The organism is Methanosarcina sp. (assembly GCF_028693135.1).
In the GTDB taxonomy this organism is placed as follows: Archaea; Halobacteriota; Methanosarcinia; order Methanosarcinales; family Methanosarcinaceae; genus Methanosarcina.
The window spans coordinates 1-19,754 of the sequence record NZ_JAQUVZ010000043.1; the positions used below are offsets into that span (position 1 = coordinate 1).

At 39.5% G+C, this 19,754-nt stretch carries 20 protein-coding genes; 5 read left to right on the forward strand and 15 right to left on the reverse strand.

The window, feature by feature from the left end; all coding sequences use genetic code 11:
* Positions 1 to 110: 110 nt before the first annotated feature.
* The 10 genes from PHF18_RS14575 to PHF18_RS14620 all read right to left on the reverse strand — a co-directional run bounded on the left by PHF18_RS14575 (position 111) and on the right by PHF18_RS14620 (position 14,246).
* Entirely contained in the window at positions 111 to 557 is a 447-nt protein-coding gene (locus PHF18_RS14575) for a DUF262 domain-containing protein (RefSeq protein WP_300104139.1), read from the reverse strand.
* A gap of 204 nt (positions 558 to 761) precedes the next feature.
* Complete coding sequence (locus tag PHF18_RS14580) at positions 762 to 3,659, reverse strand: type I restriction endonuclease subunit R (RefSeq protein WP_300104140.1); 2,898 nt, start codon at positions 3,657 to 3,659, stop codon at positions 762 to 764.
* Between the two features lie 76 nt (positions 3,660 to 3,735).
* On the reverse strand, positions 3,736 to 5,394 hold the full coding sequence (locus PHF18_RS14585; RefSeq protein WP_300104142.1) for an AAA family ATPase: 1,659 nt from the start codon (positions 5,392 to 5,394) through the stop codon (positions 3,736 to 3,738).
* Between the two features lie 607 nt (positions 5,395 to 6,001).
* Entirely contained in the window at positions 6,002 to 7,252 is a 1,251-nt protein-coding gene (locus tag PHF18_RS14590; RefSeq protein WP_300104144.1) for a restriction endonuclease subunit S, read from the reverse strand.
* Positions 7,242 to 8,744, reverse strand: a complete 1,503-nt coding sequence (locus tag PHF18_RS14595) for a class I SAM-dependent DNA methyltransferase (RefSeq protein ID WP_300104146.1) — start codon at positions 8,742 to 8,744, stop codon at positions 7,242 to 7,244. Before PHF18_RS14595 ends, PHF18_RS14590 begins: the two co-directional genes overlap by 11 nt.
* Positions 8,741 to 10,225: a type I restriction-modification system subunit M gene (locus PHF18_RS14600; RefSeq protein WP_300104148.1), complete on the reverse strand. Its 1,485-nt coding sequence runs from the start codon at positions 10,223 to 10,225 to the stop codon at positions 8,741 to 8,743. The genes PHF18_RS14595 and PHF18_RS14600 overlap by 4 nt, the downstream gene beginning before the upstream one ends.
* A 690-nt stretch (positions 10,226 to 10,915) precedes the next feature.
* Entirely contained in the window at positions 10,916 to 11,683 is a 768-nt protein-coding gene (locus tag PHF18_RS14605) for an SDR family oxidoreductase (RefSeq protein ID WP_300104150.1), read from the reverse strand.
* Positions 11,684 to 12,971: 1,288 nt separating this feature from the next.
* Positions 12,972 to 13,640 carry a HepT-like ribonuclease domain-containing protein gene (locus PHF18_RS14610; protein ID WP_300104152.1) on the reverse strand — a complete coding sequence of 223 codons (669 nt, stop codon included), beginning with the start codon at positions 13,638 to 13,640 and terminating at the stop codon, positions 12,972 to 12,974.
* A 136-nt stretch (positions 13,641 to 13,776) separates the two neighbouring features.
* Entirely contained in the window at positions 13,777 to 14,031 is a 255-nt protein-coding gene (locus tag PHF18_RS14615; protein WP_300104154.1) for a type II toxin-antitoxin system MqsA family antitoxin, read from the reverse strand.
* On the reverse strand, positions 14,028 to 14,246 hold the full coding sequence (locus PHF18_RS14620) for a DUF4258 domain-containing protein (RefSeq protein WP_300104155.1): 219 nt from the start codon (positions 14,244 to 14,246) through the stop codon (positions 14,028 to 14,030). The genes PHF18_RS14615 and PHF18_RS14620 overlap by 4 nt, the downstream gene beginning before the upstream one ends.
* A 208-nt stretch (positions 14,247 to 14,454) precedes the next feature.
* Between PHF18_RS14620 and PHF18_RS14625 the strand changes: the two genes are divergently transcribed.
* The gene (locus tag PHF18_RS14625; protein WP_300104180.1) at positions 14,455 to 14,598 is read left to right on the forward strand and encodes a hypothetical protein; all 144 of its coding nucleotides are present in this window, start codon (positions 14,455 to 14,457) and stop codon (positions 14,596 to 14,598) included.
* A 26-nt stretch (positions 14,599 to 14,624) separates the two neighbouring features.
* Here the strand turns inward: PHF18_RS14625 and PHF18_RS14630 are convergent, their stop codons facing one another.
* Both PHF18_RS14630 and PHF18_RS14635 read right to left on the reverse strand, forming a co-directional pair.
* A complete protein-coding gene (locus PHF18_RS14630; protein WP_048125606.1) occupies positions 14,625 to 14,996 on the reverse strand; it encodes a DUF2283 domain-containing protein in 372 nt (123 codons plus the stop codon).
* On the reverse strand, positions 14,971 to 15,309 hold the full coding sequence (locus PHF18_RS14635; RefSeq protein WP_300104157.1) for a hypothetical protein: 339 nt from the start codon (positions 15,307 to 15,309) through the stop codon (positions 14,971 to 14,973). The genes PHF18_RS14630 and PHF18_RS14635 overlap by 26 nt, the downstream gene beginning before the upstream one ends.
* 559 nt (positions 15,310 to 15,868) lie before the next feature.
* Between PHF18_RS14635 and PHF18_RS14640 the strand changes: the two genes are divergently transcribed.
* The 3 genes from PHF18_RS14640 (at position 15,869) to PHF18_RS14650 (ending at position 16,694) form a co-directional block, all read left to right on the forward strand.
* Positions 15,869 to 16,114, forward strand: a complete 246-nt coding sequence (locus PHF18_RS14640; protein ID WP_300104158.1) for a type II toxin-antitoxin system HicB family antitoxin — start codon at positions 15,869 to 15,871, stop codon at positions 16,112 to 16,114.
* On the forward strand, positions 16,083 to 16,310 hold the full coding sequence (locus PHF18_RS14645; protein WP_300104159.1) for a type II toxin-antitoxin system HicA family toxin: 228 nt from the start codon (positions 16,083 to 16,085) through the stop codon (positions 16,308 to 16,310). Before PHF18_RS14640 ends, PHF18_RS14645 begins: the two co-directional genes overlap by 32 nt.
* Positions 16,311 to 16,487: 177 nt before the next feature.
* Complete coding sequence (locus PHF18_RS14650; RefSeq protein ID WP_300104161.1) at positions 16,488 to 16,694, forward strand: type II toxin-antitoxin system HicB family antitoxin; 207 nt, start codon at positions 16,488 to 16,490, stop codon at positions 16,692 to 16,694.
* A gap of 59 nt (positions 16,695 to 16,753) precedes the next feature.
* Here PHF18_RS14650 and PHF18_RS14655 read toward each other — a convergent pair whose 3' ends face one another.
* Positions 16,754 to 16,996, reverse strand: coding sequence for a type II toxin-antitoxin system HicA family toxin (locus tag PHF18_RS14655; RefSeq protein WP_367279203.1), 243 nt, complete (start codon positions 16,994 to 16,996; stop codon positions 16,754 to 16,756).
* Positions 16,997 to 17,215, reverse strand: coding sequence for a type II toxin-antitoxin system HicB family antitoxin (locus PHF18_RS14660; RefSeq protein ID WP_300104162.1), 219 nt, complete (start codon positions 17,213 to 17,215; stop codon positions 16,997 to 16,999).
* Between the two features lie 246 nt (positions 17,216 to 17,461).
* Here PHF18_RS14660 and PHF18_RS14665 point away from each other — a divergent pair, with 246 nt between their 5' ends.
* On the forward strand, positions 17,462 to 17,632 hold the full coding sequence (locus PHF18_RS14665) for a winged helix-turn-helix domain-containing protein (RefSeq protein ID WP_300104182.1): 171 nt from the start codon (positions 17,462 to 17,464) through the stop codon (positions 17,630 to 17,632).
* A 427-nt stretch (positions 17,633 to 18,059) separates the two neighbouring features.
* Here the strand turns inward: PHF18_RS14665 and PHF18_RS14670 are convergent, their stop codons facing one another.
* Complete coding sequence (locus tag PHF18_RS14670; protein ID WP_300104183.1) at positions 18,060 to 19,118, reverse strand: PDDEXK nuclease domain-containing protein; 1,059 nt, start codon at positions 19,116 to 19,118, stop codon at positions 18,060 to 18,062.
* Between the last annotated feature and the right edge of the window lie 636 nt (positions 19,119 to 19,754).

The window sequence follows — 19,754 nt, forward strand, 5'->3', positions numbered from 1 at the left end:
AAATCTCGTATCAATAGCCATTCCTCCATTTTCAACATTATCTACAATCCTCGAACTTTTCTCAAGGATTGTGAATTGGAAGGTTTTAAACCGCCGAAATTGGAAGATTCTTAACCGCCATTGACACTCCGGATACACTCTTCTCTATCTATGTATGGATTGAGAGACTTTTCGATGTCGATGTAATAATATTTTTTAATCGGTTTTTTCCTTATATCTTCAGTATCAACTGCTTCTTTTCTCAAAATAGCTTGATAGAGTGCGGTTAACCTTTGTTGTCCATCAAGAATCAGCTGCCCCGGTTTTGGTTGTGGTTCAAGTATCAGCCCTTCGATGAGCCGTGGCTTAAACCGAACATCATCATTTCCAGTTTGAAGCATCATTACAGCACCAATAGGAAAAGAAAGGGAAACACTTGCAAGCAAACTTTTTATTCTTTCGTCATCCCAGACCCATCCACGTTGAAAATCAGGGAGTTGAATTTTTCCAGTTGTAGTGTCCTTAAGGATATCTTTTAAGAATGATTTAGTACTGTCAAAGGTTGTAACTGCACTCATTTTTAGCCTCTATTATTTCCAGGATCTATATGCCTAATACTTTCAGGATCTATCTATCTAATAATAGGGATTTTTTAAAAATGTTTCCAATTTGTTTGGGTGGAATAGGTGGAAAATCAATAGAATAAAAAAAGACTATCAGTTGAAAATATTGCTTGCGAAATGATCAACTGCTAGCGAAAAAATGAATAAGAATTCCTAAAATTAATAATGTTCCCTTAGATACTCATAAGCTTTATCGAAAAGCTCCTGATCTTTATGAAGTTTATATTTCAAGAGAGTTTTCCGTAATGCTTTCTTAATCTCTTTTTCACCCGTATCAGTCCATTGCCAGCCTTCAAACCGGGTGTATTTTACGACGCTATCGATGTCATTTACGATTTTTTCTACTATTACTGGGGTTTGCTCGATTTTACATTCCATAAATAACTGGGTAAGAGCTTCCTTTGTATTATCGACAGGTTCAGCAGGAATTTCTCTTTCCAGTTTAACAGTTTCTTTTGCAATCTCCAAAAGCCCTTTTAAGAATTCAATGCTATTGATTGTGTTTTTATAATGTTTGTTTTTTAGATCTTCCAGCTTTTTACCCAGTTCTTCAAACCGTGGATCGTTTTTATTCTTGTGTAGCTTCCACTCAATCTTTATTTCAATGTCTTTAGCTTTCCCGGATGCTTCTTTTTCTGAGATTTTCTCGAGGATATCTGCATCCATTATAAGAGTTTCAAGATCATCTCGAATTGTTTGAACGGTGGTGTTCTCATGTATCAGGTCGAGAGTTTTAGGGCCAAGCACGTACCATATAAGTTTTCCATTGCCGCTGGTCGGTTTAATAGACTGATATACCTGAGTCAACCATTTGTAATCGGTTTCATACGGATTTAAAAAGGAGTCGGGAGAGAGTGCTTCCCAATGTCGTGCAAGGTAGGAATAGTCTGCCGCAAACTGATCTCTCAGTTCATTTGTAAGCAGACAGTCCTGGGCGGGAAGCAGCCCTTCATATCCTTCAAGGCTCCGGTCAACCCCTTCAAAGTGGGCCAAACATGTCTCAAGGGCTGCTGGAAATTCCTCTTTTAATTTGTTGAGATTAGATATTACATTCTGTATCTCTTTGATGTCAAAATTGAGAGCATTTGCAACATTATCAAAGATGCCGAGATAATCAACTACAAGCCCATGATCTTTGTTTGGATAAGGACGGTTTACCCGGCAGATTGCCTGGAGAAGAGTATGATCTTTCATGGGTTTATCGAGATACATGACCTCATTTATTGGGGCATCAAAACCCGTTAAAAGTTTAGAGGTTACAATCAGGAGTCTGAGCGGGTCAGCCAGGTCTCTGAAACGGTCCAGCAGTTTTGTAAGTTCATCATCAGTCAGTGAGTATGTTTTCTTCCAATCTTCCGAATCTCCCTGCCCGAGGGTCATGACCACAGCAGATTCCTCTGGGTCCAGGTATTTGTCAATTTCCTGTTTATAGAGATGACACGCCTCTCTGTCAAAAGTGACAATCTGCCCTTTAAAATTGCCTGGTTCGATATGCTGCTTATAGTGGTCAACAATATTTATACAGACTTTTCTTATCCGGTCTGGAGATTTTACAAGTACACCGAATTTTGCGGCACGTTTTGATAGCTGGATCTTATCGTCTTCCTCCAGCTGGTCAATCATCTCATGGAAGGCTTCATCAATCGAGTTCTGGTCTATATGCAGCTCCACGGGTCTTGGCACAAAATAGATCGGAAGGGTTGCTTTGTCTTTGAGGGACTGTTCAAAGCTGTATTTATTCATGTACCCGCTTTCATCTTCTTCAGCCCCGAAAGCCCAGAAAGTATTCCTATCTCTTGTGTTTATCGGAGTGCCTGTAAGTCCAAAGAGAAATGCATTCGGAAGGGCTTCTCTCATCTTTTTACCCAGGTCCCCTTCCTGAGTCCGGTGTGCCTCATCTACCAGGACAATTATGTTTTCTCTTCCGTTTAATACCCCGTCAGCTTCCGCAAATTTGTGTATCGTGGTTATGATAATTTTTCGGGTATCCTGTTCCAGCAACTTCTTTAGTTCGTCCCTTGATTCCGTTGTTACGGTGTTCGGGATATTGGAAGCATTGAATGTCCCGCTAATCTGGGAATTAAGGTCAAGCCGGTCTACAACAACAATAACTGTGGGACTTTTAAGTTCCGGATTCTGCCGAAGCTGCATGGCCGCATAAACCATCAACAGGGACTTGCCCGATCCCTGGAAATGCCAGATCAGCCCTTTTTTTATCCTGCCTTCAATGACCCTTTTTATAATCTGCTTCGTTGCTTCGTACTGCTGGTATCTGCAAAGAACCTTAATTTTCTGACCGTTTTGATCCGTACTGAATATTGAAAAATTCTTCGCGAGATCAAGCACAGTTTCCGGATTTAACATCAGATTTACAGCATTTTGTACTTCTTCAAGATGTTCAAATGCGGTATCTGTAGTCCTCCTCCAGGGCTGCCACTTTTCAATAGGAAGCTTGATTGACCCCACACGATAGTTTTTCCCTTCACTTGCAAAACAGAAAACGTTTGATACAAATAATTCAGGAACGGATTTCTGGTACTCATCAAGCTGAATAGCTCCATCAAGCCATGATATCGAAGGCCTCACCGGACTTTTTGCTTCCCCAATGACGAGAGGAATCCCGTTTACCAGCAGTACGAGATCCGGCCTTCTGTTCAGGTCCCTTTTTGGAGTGAAGCTGTACTGCGTGGTAACTATGAATTCGTTGTTTTTCGGGTTCTCATAATCAATCAATTTTATGGAAACGTGTTCTCCTCTCTCTCCAAAAGGCATGGTTTTTTCATTTTTGAGCCACCGGGAAAATTCATCATTGGCTTTTACAAGCCCTACACCTCTGACCGAAATGAGAATCGCTCTTAATTTATAGATGATTTCATCTGCACGGCTCGGGTTTTCTGCAATAAGAGGGTTCAGTCTGATAAGTGCATTTACGAGATTTTCTTCTACAAGGATATCTGATTCTGTTCGACTAAGTTCACTTCTCGGAACAAACTTCCATCCAATGTTTGTTAGCAGGTCCCGCACAAAATATTCAACCGAATTTGCTTCATTAAACACCAAAAGACCCCGTATGAACCCTACAATTTATGAATGATTCAGCAATCCCTTAATCACTGCTCAAATTGATAGTTTCTTAATGATTTATGGAAATTATATCTTCAACAAATGAAACTACTTTTTCATAGTTAACACAGTCTCTACAATTATTTGAGTTGTTTACCAAGTGAGAATAAAGAGAAATATCTGGTTTACGCCCATCTTTTTCAAGTTCCAAAAAAGACTCAATATCTCTATCTGCCCTTAAACAATCAACAATAGTCCCTTCATTTTTCATATCTTCGATGTATTCGTTTAGTTTTTTATGAGATATTGGGGGCCTTTCTTTATCGTTATCTCCATCGTAAAGAATCCATGTTTTGATGCCTAGCTTATTCAATAAATTTGCAAATTTATAAAAGTGGAATTTCCCGATGACATCGACAACCATTATATCAGAGGTAGTATGTGAGGTGTAAAATTCCCCAAGCTCGTTCTCAAACATGAACGAAAATAGGGCTTTTTCCGTAGGACCTTCTACTAATAAGACCTTCTTACTAAGGAATGCATTTGATCTCTGAGGATCGATCCACAATAGGTAACGTAATTCATCCTCATTTGCAATCTTTGCGGTTTCATCGGAGATTTGCTGAATTGTTAAGCTATTGTAATCGGTATATGCCTTTACCATTAGTTCTCCATTTTTCCTACAGATTTCAGATAAATTCTCATGGGTAATTTCACAAAGAGATGAAATTCCGTTTTTAATAGAGATTTTCTTAATTTGTGAATAATTGCGAATATTGCTTACAAAATAAGGAGAGTGTGAAGTTACGAATACTTGATCATTTTGCGAAAGTGAAATTAATTTGTTCCTGAAATGCTTTTGCTGATTAGGATGAAGGAATAGTTCAGGTTCTTCAATTAAGTATAGGGTTAACTTTTCAGATGAAGTGCTTAACTCTGCAACGTTGCAGAGGAGGGAAAATATGAGGGACCTTTGAAAACCCATTCCCTGGGATTCAATCGGCAATTCTCCGTTTTGACCGTTCTCTGTAAATGCTTCAAATGACTTTTTGATTAAATCGTCTACTTCAGGAGGATTAAGTCTGAAATTTATCCCGATATTTCCATAATCCAGCATGTAGCTTTCAAGAGATGATTTTAAATCACTAAATCCAGTACTTTCAATAAGCTCGGAAAGTTCTTTGATAGAGTCTGAAACATTTACATAGAGTCTTTCGAATTCAGCATTTGTTTCTAAAGACTCGATCACGTACTTCGTTAAAAGTCGATTAATAGTTGAATTTGCAGTAAATTTAAACTCTTCATCCACTTTCCTAACTGAAGGTACATAAATAAGGTCTATTTTCTCCAGCAGGGTTTTGACTTTGGGATTTGAAATTCCAGTATCTTGGACTCGATAACGTGGTGTCTGTTCTTTTTTTTCCGAAAAATTACGATCAGCAAATGCCTCAAGTTCAAGTGTATTGTTTTCTACATACTCTGCAATTTGCTCAGGAATTTGATCTCCTTCTTCAAATGAAAAATCGATTCTTATTGAGGGATTTCCACTATATTGTTGATTGACATCTTTTTCACTTAATTTAACTTCGTTGAAAAACCATCTAATCGCAAAAAGAATGTTACTTTTCCCGGTGTTGTTTTCCCCAATCAGAATATTATAATTCTCAGAGTTGAAACTTGTTTCATGATAAGATTTTATACCTTTTATTGTTATTGACTTGATCTTCAAAATGCGATCCCTCAAACAAAATTTACTTGGATTTAATTTTTATAAACCTCCCACCACTCAAAAATATAAAAAACTATTGAAATTAAATATCAAACTACTCTCATATCCATCTACGATTATTATATTAATTCATATTCGAATTAATATATTCTAATTTGATTTTATTACAATTTAATCGTAGATTTTCAAAAAAGAGTAGGATGACGACAGTTTGGCAATTCCAAAAATCAACTATTATCCAAATAGTTACCTAAAAAAATAAAATAAGAGAAAAATAAAGATCCTCAGTGATGTTACAAGATTGAAATGTATGTGGGTTCTGTAGAAATCCTCTGAAATAACGAATCTCCATAAATTAAAACTGAACTGTCTGATATATTTTTACTTATTTATTTTTAGCTTTTTGAAGCTGATTTAGAGCCTATCCGAAAAGTGGTTACCTGCTAAAGCTTTTACAATCTGCAATATGCAAAACCGGAGCGAATGCTCAATATTATATGCCGATTGTGACTCTTCAACATGCATTACTGACTTTTCGGATAGGCTCTTAGATATGTTTTCTACAAAGCTGAAATTACTTTTTAGAAGTTAAATGTTAAGATACTCTTCAAACCTTTTCTCTACCTAACAGCAACTCATTTGTGAGTTTCTTTTTCAGTTTATTCAAATTGTCAACATTCCTCTTATGAGTTTGGACGTATCTTTCGGCATATTCCAATAATTCTGCTATTTGTTTTTGTTCATTTATGGAAGGGATTACAAAATATAATTTTCGTTGTGATGTGATAGGCACTTGATTTCTTGTTGTTTGTTTCATTAACTGCGTTAACTGATTTTGAAAAATGGAAGAACGCATATAGTAAAGTAGATAACTATTTGATATCAAGTCCCTATTACATCTGTAATAAGTTAGACTCGTACCTAATATCACAAATGGGTAATTCGTTTCTAATATTGCTGTTGGACCAACGGTAGCGTTATGTGCCAGTAATACATCACCTTTTTTAGCTACTCCCTTTGTAAATTCTTTTGCTTTTTCTGGAGTAAGGTATTTTGCTTTAGAAAAATCAACTGCTCCCTCAACAATTGTATTTGCACTTATGTAAGGCACTCCTTCTTCAACGAATTCTTCAGATCGTGGGTATTTTGAACCGTGATTCCCATCTAAATGAGACCGAATATACTCTTTTTTAATAAGTTGTTCTAGCTTTACAACTTCCCACTCCTCCGGAATCCTCCCCAGTTCACTATCTTTAAACCGGGTGTGCCCAATTCCTTTTGTCAGCAGTTCGTTGAGGAGCCCCTGTTTGAGTTTTTCAGTTGTTTCTATGAGTTTTTCGGTTTTCTGGATATTATCTTCGATGGACCAGAGGAGTTCGGAGATCTTTTTTTGTTCTTCGATGCCTGGAAGCCAGAATTCTTGTGCTGCAAGTGTTTTCCATTTTATTGTTGGGGACATTGATCCTTCAGAAATTGAATGAGCAGTCTTCCAGAAAATACTTGATTGCATAAAGCAGGGAAGAAAGTCAGGATAGATTTTATCTCCTGTTGGCCGAAGAACCATTGAATGAGCTGAAACTACCGCTTCACGGTCACTTACTGCAAGTTTTCTCAAGTACGCACGGCGTTTCCCGAAGATAATATCTCCTTTCTTACAGAGAAATTTTGTTGCGTCTACATCTTCTGTTGAGCCGAATCTCTTGATTCTTATACAATCTGTATCCAGGTGTTCCAAACCGATATAATCACTCAACCCAGATTCCGTGGGTTTTTCGATTCTATCCGTTACAATCTCAGCAATTTCATCAAATCTTACGTTTTGCCAGTTTGGATGAACATTTTTCAGGTTACTGGTCATTTAATCCGACCTCTGATAGGATTGAAAATATCTCTTCATTTGATTCTTTTATCCTTTGGCTACTTTCTGTCCATTCTTGAATCAACACTTCTAATGGTTCTTTTATTTCCCCAAGATCATACTTCTCTACATAGAGAGGTACATTGAGACTGTAGTGGTTTTCTTTAACTTCTTTTATTGTGGCAACGTAAGACTTTCTTGAAACATTTTCGTAGTTTGTATAAAGGTCAAAGAGTGTCTGGAGATTTTCGTCCGACAAAAATGATTGCTGCTTTTCCTGCCTAACATCTTCAAAACCGTTTATAAACAGAATTTTCCCTTTTCTCTCTGATGGTTTGCTTTTTCTGCAAATGACAATACAGGCTTCCATAGGGGAATTATAGAATAAATTTGGCCCCAAACCGATTACACAATCCACATAATCGTCTTCAATGAGTTTTGCTCTCATGCTCTGCTCAGAGTCTCTGAAAAGGATTCCATGAGGCCAGAGAATTGCACACCTTCCGGTATCTTCTTTCATTGAGCAGATGATGTGCTGGAAAAAAGCATAGTCGGCACAGCCCTGGGAAGGAGTTCCGTAGATGTTTCTGCCCCACGGGTCTTTTGTCCAGCCGCTCTGGTTCCATTTTTTGATTGAATAGGGGGGATTTGCAATCACCATGTCAAACTGCTGAACCCTGTCGTTTTTGATGAAGGCCGGGTTTTCAAGAGTGTCGCCTCTTATGATGTGGAAATCGCCTACATCGTGGATGAACATATTCATGCGAGCGATAGCTGAGGTTATAAGGTTGATTTCCTGGCCGTAGAGTTTGATGTTTCGGTACTCTTCGCCTCTTTCTTTTGCCAGAAGGAGGGAATTCAGGAGCATTCCACCGGAACCGCAGGTGGGATCGTAGATGCTTTCTTCAGTTTTTGGGTCCATAATAAGGGCCATCAGGCGAACAACGGTTCGGTTGGTGTAGAACTCTGCTGCGGTGTGGCCGCTGTCATCTGCAAATTTTTTTATTAGATATTCGTAGGCATTCCCGAACTGGTCCTGGGGGACGTTTTTGATTGTGAGCTTGAGGTTTGAGAAGTGTTCGAGCAGGTCGATGAGGGTTTTATCGTTCAGACGGTCTTTATTGGTCCAGTTTCCGTCTCCAAAGATACCCTCCAGTTTGTCAGGGTTGGCTTTTTCGATTTCACGCATCGCGTCCTGGATTGCTTTTCCGACATCAGTGGTAATTTCCCTTACATCTTTCCAGTGTGAGCCGTCCGGAACTATGAAGCGGTGATTTTCCGCAAACTGGGCGTATTCAAGATCTCCATCAGATTCCTTGAGAGTCTCTTCGAGTTCTTCATCATAGACATCGGAAATGCGTTTGAAAAACATCAACGAAAAAATGATATTTTTGTATTCGCCAGGGTCAACGCCTCCCCTGAGAAGAGTGGCTGCGCCCCACAGGTACTGCTCAAGTTCCTGCTGGCTTACATGAGAATTAGATGGACTCATAGGACATTCACTTCTTTAAGTAACCGCTTCATTTTTTCTTCGGATTCCAGGAAGGCTTCGTAATCCGCTTTTAGCTGTTCAAGGGTGGCTTTCAGGTCGATTTCGTCCATGTCATGGACTTTTTTGACATAGAGTGGAATGTTAAGGTTGAATTCGTTTTTCCGGATCTCCGAAAGCTCAACTACCTGAGAGATATTTTCAATATCCCCATAACTCTCATACCACTGAAGCACGGTTTCCGCATTCTCGGGCAGGAAAAAGTTCTGGCTTCTGCCCTTCTGGTACTGCTCGGACGCATCGATGAAAAGGACTCTGTTCTTTTTTCCATCGGTTTTCTTTGAACGGAAAACGAGAATACAGGCACTTATTCCGGTTCCGTAAAACAGGTTTGGCCCAAGTCCGATAACAGCTTCAAGCAGATCTTTTTCAATCAAAACTTTTCTGATTGTTCCTTCGGTCCCCTGCCTGAAGAGGGCTCCATGAGGCAGCACGATTGCCATTCTTCCGGTTTCAGGGGCCATTGAGGCTATCATGTGCTGGACCCAGGCATAGTCCCCATTGCTTTTGGGAGGCGTGCCTGCAATGTTTCTGCCGTAGGGATCTTGGGACCAGTTTTCATGTCCCCATTTCTCCAGTGAAAATGGGGGATTTGCAATTACGACATCGAATTGAGCAAGTCTATCTCCTTCAAGAAAAGCAGGTTCTTTTAATGTATCGCCTCGAATAATCTGGAAGCTTTGAACTGCATGGAGAAATAGATTTATTCTTGAAATTGAGGAAGTTGTCAAGTTTTTTTCCTGCCCGTACAATTTTAATGTTCTTGCATCTCCTCCATTATTTTTAACATAATGATAGGACTCAAGAAGCATGCCACCTGAACCGCATGCAGGGTCGTAAATTGTTTCTCCTTCCTTGGGTTTCAGAATACTGCCCATCAAATGTACTATTGGCCTTGGGGTATAGAATTCGCCGGCTTTTCTGTTAGTAAGATCTGCAAATTTTTTAATTAAGTATTCGTAAGCCTGGCCAAGCATATCAGGCTCGACGTTGGATTTTGAAAGTATTAGAGAGTTAAAGTGTTGAATGAGATTGATCAAGAGCTCATCGGATAATCTATCTTTGTTTGTCCAGTTTACGTCTCCAAATATACTATAAAGGGTATCAGGGTTTGATTTTTCAATCTCCCTGAAGGCATATTGAAGAGCCTGGCCCACGTTCTGAGTCTTTTCCAGGATATTCTTCCAGTGAGCATTCTCAGGGATAATAAAGTCGTGGAATTCACTTAATCCAGCATACTCTTCATCACCTTCTGACTCCTCAAGTGCTTCGTTAAATTCTTCATCGTAAACATCAGAGATTCTTTTGAAAAAAAGTAAGGGAAATATGTAAGATTTAAAATCAGAAGCATCAACTGGGCCTCGCAGTATATTGGCAGCGCCCCAGAGAGATTGCTCTAATTCTGAAAGGGTCATCTTGTTCATTTTTCAAATTCTCCGCATTTCAAACATCTGTAATGTAAAGTGAAGACAATTATATGTGTTTCGAAGTTAAGCGCTAAAATGGTTTAAAAAAGGGCTTATTGTATAAAAATCAATTAAGTCATTTAAAGCAGAGGACAAAATTGGCTTAAACTCCTTCGTATCCCGGTCCGGGTCGAGCAGGAATTTTACTCCATCAGGGTGCAACCTTACTTTAAAATCCAAACTTCATCACGAGGTATGTACTTCTCTTTTTCTTCAATTTTTTACTGGCGGTTGCTTATCGGCCTGCCGCCCGAAAAATAAAAATGAAGTCTTAAAAATCCCGCCTATGCGAAATACAACTCTGTTTCTTCTCTGACGGTTGTGCGGGGATGATAGGAGAGAACGACGACATAGAGGCTATGAAGAAAACATCGAAGCTGGGATACAAACCACCGGGCAAATGATTAAGAAGAAATCGCTTTTTCTTTTTTACTTGGCACTGGTTAAATAGAATATAATATCTAAAATAAAAAAAAAGATAAACTGCCTGAGGGCAACCGAGGGCAGCCGAGAGCAGCCTGAAAAAGAAATGCAGCTCCTTTGAAAAAAGGCTTACTTTTCAGTTTTTTAATAGATTTTCCTTAACTCTTCCAACCCGATCATTCATCAATTAAACTTTTATTCCGTGCAGATGAGTTGAAGGATTGGTTAAAGTGCTGTCCAGCCGCCGTCAACTGTAATTATCTGGCCTGTAATATATCTTGATGCATCGGATGCAAGGTAAACAACTGTTGTATCCAGATCTCCGGACTTTCCTGCACGTCCCATAGGACACATAAATTCAATAATTTTTAAAAATTCCGGATCAGCAACAACTCCTTCTGCCATTCCGAGAGCAAAATAACCGGGTCCGATTGCATTAACGGTAATGCCTTCTTTTGCCCATTCAGTTGCCAGAGACTTCGTGAGCATTAAAACTCCACCTTTTGTTGAGCAATAAGCTGTAACCGGCATTCCTTTCATTGATACTGTTGAGTGGATTGATCCGATGTTAATTATCCTCCCATATTTTTGCTTTAGCATTACTTTCCCAACTTCGCGGGCAAAGAAATAAACACCATTTAGATTGGTATCAATCATATTGCGCCACATTTCATCAGTTGTTTTGTCTGCAGCGTCAACAAGCCCAAGACCGGCATTGTTTACAAGGATATCAATTCTGCCGAAGTCATTTTCTACCTGCTCCACAGCACTCTGAATCTGTTTTGTTTTCATTACGTCACATACGTAATAGCGGCAGGTTACGCCAATTTCTTCGATTTCCTTCTGTACTTCCTTTAATTTTTCTTCACGACGTGCAACTATAGCGATATTTGCACCTTGATTTGCCAGAGCTTTGGCAAAGTCTACCCCAAGACCTGAGGAAGCACCTGTTACAATAGCAACTTTACCCGTTAAATCAAATAGATTTTTCATTTTAACTCTCCTTTAATTATTGTTTTAGCTATGTAGACAAAATGTCGGATCCTTATACACTCTATTAAATTACTTTTTTTATCTAAAAATATTATAAAATTCAGATTTGAAAATTCCTCCTTAATTTTTGTCCCCAAAAAACGAAAGAATACAGTATAGTAAATTCAAAGAAGTATATTAAATTTGTTAATTTTAGGAATGATAAAAATATAATTTATAAATTTCAGTTTGGGAATTGGTCTATAGTCATTTCCCCCAATAACCATTCTTGGCAAAAAAACCTCTTGATAGTATATTTGAATCATTCCTTGGCTTTAAAACGGCAGTGTAATTGACCACTTACTGAGCCATCAATGATCCGAACAGGAAGTAGATAGTCGTCCAGAATTCTCCGAATGTTCCTTCGTGACTTTTTCTAAGGTAACAGGTTACGAATAGGAAAAATTCCCGGTTTTTCAGGTGAAATCCAATTCTGCCCTTTTTCGTCCTTACCTCAGCAGGTCGTGTTCTTGGTAAGTAATTGAAGGCAGAATGGGGTTATTGTTTATAATCAGCCCGTCGCCCGAAAAATAAAAATGAAGTCTTAAAAATCCCGCCTGAGGAATTCGATTCCGTTTATTTTCTGCCGGTTGTGCGGGGATTGGGGGGGCGACTAAAAATAAAGTCCCATCAGGGATGGCTTCCGGGGAAACTTCCAAGGCAACTTTAGAGGCAACTTCCGAGGCAATCTCCTGCAGCCGGAAAAGTTTCCAGCCTCACAAATCTCACTTTTATTGAAGTTTCCGGCTTTTTTCGCTTAATATTAACGAAGGTAGTTCCGGCTAAGTTCGGAGCAGCCGCCCACAGCCAAAAAATAAAATTTAAGTTTTAATAATCTTTCCCGCCGCCGGAAAAGTTTCCAGCCTCACAAATCTCACTTTTATTGAAGTTTCCGGCTTTTTTCGCTTGATATTAACGAAGGCAGTTCCGGTAAAGTTATGAGCAGCCGCCCACAGCCAAAAAATAAAAATTATCTTTTAAAAATCCCGCTCGCGGGGAGTGAAATTCTGCCTGTTCTCTCCGGTTGTGTGGGATTTGGCTGAGCCTACAGCCTACGAAATATAAAAATGAAGTTATGTCGCTTCCTTTGAGGGGATCAAAAAGTACTGAAAAATCGAGAAGTCCTTACCTGATTGATGGCATTACAAAAGAAGCAAGAGCGATCTCTTTATAAAACGGATTCCTAAGCTGAACTCGGGAGGAACGAACAGCACACCGTGATCCGCAAATCGGCTCTTAATCATCAATCTCAAAAATCCTCACAGTTACCCAAATTTAGCTTCTTTATTAATCTTTCAATAGCTTGTTCAAGTACCTGGGCATCGTTTATTGCGGTATCCCAAACATGATCATAATCTATATCAAAATAATCGGATATCAGGCGGTCTCGCATGGCTGGAATACCTTCCCAATCTATTTTGGGAGATAAAGACCTTATATCGGCAGAAACGGATTTTGCGGCTTTACTTATGATCTCTAACTGAAGTACGACTGCATTTTTTGTTTTATCATCATCCAGAAAAGTGTCTTTGTCCAACCCTTCTGTGAACTTTTTTATGTTTCTGGAAGCTTTGAGCATTTCGCACAGGTAAAGCAAAGGTGATTTTATACCCCCACCAGTTCCCTTTAGTATATCATTTTTAATAATCGGGTTAAGGTCTCTTTCCGAAACAACATCCACCGGAACTCCAAACAGGTCTTCGAGATAAAACTCAAGCCCTGTAAAGTCAAAAAGACTTGCTCCTTCCCCAAACCTCACCAGAACGTCAATATCACTTTCCTTTTTTTCTTCTCCACGTGCATAAGATCCGAAAATTCCTACGACTTCCGCTTTGAATTCCTTTCCGATTTCATCTTTTCTTTCCAGGATAAGAAGCCGGATCTGATTAACGTCAATGTGTACTTCTTTGTTTTCCATAGTGTCCGTCTCCTGTATTTCCAAACTTCTGTATTCAAATTCAGATATTATAGATAAGTTTAGTCCGCTGAGGAAGCGTAGCGACCGAAACGGACAGCAGACTGTTGTGATTACATCACAACTCGGGAGGTGGAAATCACGCGACAATCTCGTCAAAGCTCAATTCCCCGGCAGCTAAGGGATGCAAGAGCAGTTTTGACTCATGGAACCTTTTCATAACTATATCGATTTTTCTTGAAACTTCTGGAGTATAGTACGCTTCCCCACAGTTTTCACAGACATAGGCGGAAACATCTTTAATGGCAATAATCTGTTCTCCAACTTTTGCCACAAACTCGGTTTTACCTTCAACCAGTTTACCTTTACAAAAACTGCACCTGTCAGGTTTCATTTTTGATCTCTCCTGAGTACGTGGTCTATCCATTTATCGTTTTCCGGGATGTACACTGTGATTATTCGTATATGGTCTTCACATTCAGCTACTACAACATGGAAGGGTCTACCATCACAATAAGCAAAAAACAGAGCTAAAGGGCATGGCTCGTCTTCAGGGTAGTCCTCAATTATTTGCCCATAAATTATAACCTTTATAGTGCCAGAGCTCAACTCGGCAAATAAAAATTTCCTCTTAAAAATCTCCCGCCGCCGGAAAAGTTTCCAGCCCCACAGCTTGCTGCGAGGTATTCGACTGAAAGAAGCCTGATCCTTTCAATGGAAACCAGACGCTGATTTTAAAGATATTGGGACTCAGTTTATTGTTATAATTAAACTTGAAGAGTCTGAGGAAGGAGGCTATACCGCCCAGTGCCTTGAAATTCCTGCCGCTATCAGTGAAGGAGATACTAAAGAAGAAGCGCTTGAAAACATCAAGGAAGCTATCCAGCTTGTCCTGGAAGTAACAAAGGAACAGGCGCAGGTGCTGGGTGAAATTGCCACGGTGGAGGCTTCGGTTGGCTAAATTGCCTTCCATCCGGAAAAAATAAATTAACAGTTAAGTGCTATTCCCTGCGTGCTGACCGGAAGATTCATGCTGTTTAGTCCGAGGGTATCCAGGCATCTGTTAATCAGACCGTTTCTCTTAAACAACCTCATTTCCATGCTTATTTTGATATTTTCTTTACTGATCTCTATATTGGCTTCAAAATGTTTGATGCTGCTCAAGTCCATTTTTGATACATTAAATTTTTCAGAAACGTCAAGAATCTCAATACCCATAATGTAATCATCTTCGCTTACATCAAGTATTATACCGTCCAGATCAATGGATGACCTGTATTTCTTATCGCTCCCATAAAAGAAAATGCTGTCACTCTGAATGTCATAATCGTATTTATTCACCTGTGAGCTCTGAAGCATCCCCTCTCCTCCTTTTCTTCGAATCTACAAGGAAACAAGTCACCAGATTAATGATTATTGGGTTGAAATTCTTTACACTTATTATAATTATGAGGTCGTGTTCCTCTCCGAGATTATAGTAAAGTTTGAATGTGTCTGCATTTTGTTTTAAAATACCAACCGGTTTTTCATTGAAAATAATATCGTATATACCATTTACATCTGGATGTATATCATTTTTCCGTTCATTTGCTCGCGTTTCAAAGTGATGGGTTACACGTAGATTACTCATATCTATTTTTGATAAATATCCCAAAACAGTATCTACGTCCAAAAAGTCCCCTCAGATTGTTGCTTAAATTGTTGAGACACATCTTCTTTATAATACTTAAACCTGACTTCAATTTGGCGTGATTATAGCTTTTTAATATCTTTGATTGTGAAGTCTCTGGCGTCTTTACCTGTTAGAGCATATGCAAATCTTTACCTGTGGTACCTGTGGTTCCGATTTAGGTAAAGATATTCGTATCAACCGGGTTTGCAAGATCTCTTGAAGCCGTTCTGTTTAAGTCAAAACAGTATAATTATTACTGTTTATTATATATTCGGGCGGACTGCTCCCCTCTCCCCCTACCTACCATTTATCCAGTTCTCTGTTATTTTATCCCGTGACAAAATCCCCAAAATCATAAAATCCTCAAACCGGACCCCTGAATTCAAAATCGTATGAGTGGGTAAATATATTTTTCAAGCCATGGGTTCCCCTTCCCTCAACGCCCGGCAAGTTTCAGGTTTTTAGTAATAGGTTTCATGGCGGGGGACCGATGTGAAGGAGGAATTCAGGGAGCATCTGCAAGAGAAATGTTTTATAGCAATGCGGAAATCTCTTAATCATGGAAGAAACTTACAGGTTTTCAGCTGTAGTTCAGAAGGAAGGAAAATGGTATGTTTCCTGGTGTCCAGAGCTTGACATTGCAAGCCAGGGAGAAACAATTGAAGAAGCCATTGGGAACCTGAAAGAAGCAATTGAACTCTACCTCGAAGACGAAGATGCTCAGATCCCGGTAGCTGGCCAAGTTTTTACCACAACGGTAGAGGTCTCTTCCCATGCCAAAATTTCCCACCCCATCAGCTCATGAAGTCATCAGGGCACTCAGCGGCCAGGGATTTCAGGTGGTATCTCAGAAAGGAAGCCACATCAAAATGAAAAAGATAGCTCCGAATGAAACGCTTGTTGTTATTGTTCCCGACCATTCAGAAATTCCGGCAGGGACCTTGAAGTCTATTATCCGCCAAGCAGGAATGACCAATGAAGAATTTATCAGGCTTCTGTGATTTTGCTGTATACACAGAACCATTTAGAGACTCTCTTTTTTTCTAACTTTGATTTCTTCTGTCCATTTTGATAAGTTTGATTTTCCCTATACAGGTATTCAGAACAATCAATTTGATTTTCGGATTGAGAAGTTATTAATATCAAAATATTAATATAAAAAGCACCAATTAAGGTCTATGCGGTTTACAATTAAACTTGAAGAGTCTGAGGAAGGAGGCTATACCGCCCAGTGCCTTGAAATTCCTGCCGCTATCACTGAAGGAGATACTAAAGAAGAAGCGCTTGAAAACATCAAAGATGCTATCCAGCTTGTCCTGGAAGTAACAAAGGAACAGGCTCAGGTGCTGGGTGAAATTGCCACGGTGGAGGTTTCGGTTGGCTAAATTGCCATGAGCTGCAAAAAAGGTTTGATTCTTTTCAAGTTTTTAACATTCTTATACATTTAAAAAACAATAAGGCTTTTTATAAGTTCGATCCACTCATCTCGTGTTATTTTTGCGTCTTTGATTATTTTGTTGATCATTCCCTTTCCTATCTGATCTGTGGGATGCACAGGGACTATCGTGGTCCTTCCATCCGGATGCTGTAAAAACAGGTGACTGCCTTTCTGCCTGACCTGTTCGAAGCCTATACTTTCAAGTGCTTTTATGACTTTCTTGCCAGGAAGAGGCGTTATTTTACCCAGTCATACCTCAACTTTGACTTTCTGTATCCCGATAAAATCAAGTTGTTTCTCTTTCCCTTTCTCGGCTACAACCTCAAGGTAGAGTTCAATTGCTTCTTTAATTCTCCTGTTTAATTCGTCAAGTGTCTCTGCCTGTGTGTGACATCCCGGAAGTTCAGGCACAGAAGCAACGTAAATCCCGTCTTCGTCCTGTTCAATAACGACAGTAAACTCTCTCATTGGGTGGCTCCTTTAAAGATATAAATCATATTCCAATGATTTTATTTATAGCTGTGTTAACGTCCTCATTTCCTCTTTGCATGTCTGTTTTCAGGAGGAAGATTATATAGAAACGCTGATTTCAAAGAGGTTGGGACTCAGTTTATTGTTATATATAAGAGAAAACACTTTGAAGAAAGTGAAGAAGGAGATAGAGAAAAGGTCGGAGAAAAGGTCGGAGAAACTCTAACCCAAAATCAAGAAATAATACTTAGCTTGATTAGAGAAAATCCACGAATTTCAGTCAGGGAACTTTCCGATAAAGTAGGCATTTCCACAAGAAAAACTGAAGAAAATATTTATAAATTAAAGAAAAAAGGTTTCCTCAAAAGAGTCGGGCCAGCCAGAGGTGGACACTGGGAAGTCGTTGAAGAATGAGGGACTGGAGCCACCTGTGGGACTGTCTGAATATAACTGTTTTATTATATTTCCCGACGGGCTGCTCCCCTCTTCCCCCACCTACCATTTATCCAGTTCTCTACTATTTTATCCCGCGACGAAATCCCCAAAATCATAAAATCCTCAAACCGGACCCCGGGGTGCAAGATACTCGATGAGAACCGGGAATGCTTGAGATTCCTCAGTAAAAAGCTTCAAGAGAAAGTCCTGTAATTTACTGAAAAAATCTGTGTTGAGGAACTGGCTGATGTGAAGAGGTCATTGATACACCTTCCGGGATCAGGGGATTGAGGGTGTTGAGAGTATGCAGGAGAGGAAGAGGGAGGAGAAAGGAATTTGGTGGAGTTTTCTTATTTGGGTTTTAGAGGAGGATTATGTTTTGATTGAAGTGGAGAAACTGGCTTCTTTACTTTGTTTCCTCCAGCAATTTTGAAATTTCTTCAGGAGAGGGTAATTTTCCTTTGAGTTTTTCTGGCAGGGTAGAAACGATTTTGTATTCAGCAACACCAATGGGCTTGTTTGATTCGCGAAGAGCGTATTCCACAATGGTCTTGTTTCTGGATTTGCAGAGGATAATGCCAATAGAAGTGTTTTCGTGGGGCTGCTTTACGAGATCATCAAGGAGGGCCAGGTAAAACTGCATCTTACCTATGTATTCAGGGAGGAATTTGCCAATTTTAAGTTCGACTGCGATGAGACAGTTTATAGCTCGATGGAAGAGAAGAAGATCGATGAAGTATTCTTCATCTTCTACCTGAATGCGATACTGACTGCCTATGAAGGTGAACATTCCGCCCATTTCACGCAGGAAAGCTTCCAGTTTTAAGAGAATTCCCTTTTCTAATTCCTTTTCTGAGTGACGGTCTTCGAGTTCGAGGAAATCGAAGGTGTACTCGTCCTTGATTGCGAGTTTTGCCTGAGATTGAATCTCAGCCGGGAGGGTTATTTCAAAATTCGTCTGGTTGAGCAGAGTCTTTTTGTAGGTATCATTTTCAATCTGAACTATCAGAACGTTTTTGGTCCACCCGAATTTTCGGGTTGTACGTAGATAAAATTCGCGTTCAAGGTCATCTTTACATTTTTCCATAATAGCTATATTGTGAGTCCACCCAATTTCTCGCACCAATGGTGCGAGTTTTTGATTGTCGGCATATGTGAGATAAAACATCCTCATACGCCAGATATTTGAAGCAGAGAAACCCCTGACCCCCGGAAACTCCTCCTGGAGGTCTCTTGAAAGCTGATCGACAACGGACTTGCCCCACGTCTCACTTTTTTGCTTTTCAACAATCAACTTTCCAATATCCCAGTAAACTGAGATCAATTCCCTATTTACTGCCTTTAAAGCCTCGTACTGACCTTTAAGGATTCGGTTTTTGATTTCCCCGAACAGAGTTTGATATTCCGAAGTTTCAATACCTTTCCATTGGTCATCGGTTAAGGATTTTTCTTGCCCGAAAGCTATCGATTTTGCACCAGAAGCCTACCCAAAGTTTTGGCCTATTCACATGAAATCGATACCCTGTTCCAGCTTAAAATAGGATCAAATATTTGACAACGGTTGTGGAAATGGAGGCAATTATCACGATTCTTCACTTAACCGAAGACGCATGAATACCTTTCATATAGTCCTCCTAGCAGAAGCTCTCAAAAAGAACTCCATTTTTCTCTTTTACAGGTATATCCGACCGTAAATATCCTTTACGCATAATTTTCATTCATTTAGTAGCAAATTTCTCGCACCAATGGTGCGAGATTTTAAAAGTTCACATTTTCAGTTTATTTGCTTCTCATTTTAACTTACTCAGGTAAAATATTTGTGATTAAAAACTCACATATACAGGATATTTCGGGATCAAATTTGAGCTCTGTGAAGGACAGGAGAATTTAGTTTATAAATGATTCAGGCTGGCTTATAGTTGAATCGAAATCAAAAACTGTCTGAATATAACTGTTTTATTATATTTTCGGCCGGGCTGCTCCCTTCTTCCCCCACCCACCGTTCATCCAGTTCTCTACTATTTTATCCCGCGACAAAATCCTCAAAATCATAAAATCCTCAAACCGGACACCAGGGTGCAAGATCATATGAGTGAGTAAA

Excerpts from the sequence above, each read along its gene's own strand:
- PHF18_RS14575 (WP_300104139.1), bottom strand. The coding sequence starts at position 557 with ATGAGTGCAGTTACAACCTTTGACAGTACTAAATCATTCTTAAAAGAT.
- PHF18_RS14590 (WP_300104144.1), bottom strand. The coding sequence starts at position 7,252 with ATGACCAGTAACCTGAAAAATGTTCATCCAAACTGGCAAAACGTAAGA.
- PHF18_RS14595 (WP_300104146.1), bottom strand. The coding sequence starts at position 8,744 with ATGAGTCCATCTAATTCTCATGTAAGCCAGCAGGAACTTGAGCAGTAC.
- PHF18_RS14600 (WP_300104148.1), bottom strand. The coding sequence starts at position 10,225 with ATGAACAAGATGACCCTTTCAGAATTAGAGCAATCTCTCTGGGGCGCT.
- PHF18_RS14605 (WP_300104150.1), bottom strand. The coding sequence starts at position 11,683 with ATGAAAAATCTATTTGATTTAACGGGTAAAGTTGCTATTGTAACAGGT.
- PHF18_RS14610 (WP_300104152.1), bottom strand. The coding sequence starts at position 13,640 with ATGGAAAACAAAGAAGTACACATTGACGTTAATCAGATCCGGCTTCTT.
- PHF18_RS14615 (WP_300104154.1), bottom strand. The coding sequence starts at position 14,031 with ATGAAACCTGACAGGTGCAGTTTTTGTAAAGGTAAACTGGTTGAAGGT.
- PHF18_RS14630 (WP_048125606.1), bottom strand. The coding sequence starts at position 14,996 with ATGCTTCAGAGCTCACAGGTGAATAAATACGATTATGACATTCAGAGT.
- PHF18_RS14640 (WP_300104158.1), top strand. The coding sequence starts at position 15,869 with ATGGAAGAAACTTACAGGTTTTCAGCTGTAGTTCAGAAGGAAGGAAAA.
- PHF18_RS14645 (WP_300104159.1), top strand. The coding sequence starts at position 16,083 with ATGCCAAAATTTCCCACCCCATCAGCTCATGAAGTCATCAGGGCACTC.
- PHF18_RS14650 (WP_300104161.1), top strand. The coding sequence starts at position 16,488 with ATGCGGTTTACAATTAAACTTGAAGAGTCTGAGGAAGGAGGCTATACC.
- PHF18_RS14660 (WP_300104162.1), bottom strand. The coding sequence starts at position 17,215 with ATGAGAGAGTTTACTGTCGTTATTGAACAGGACGAAGACGGGATTTAC.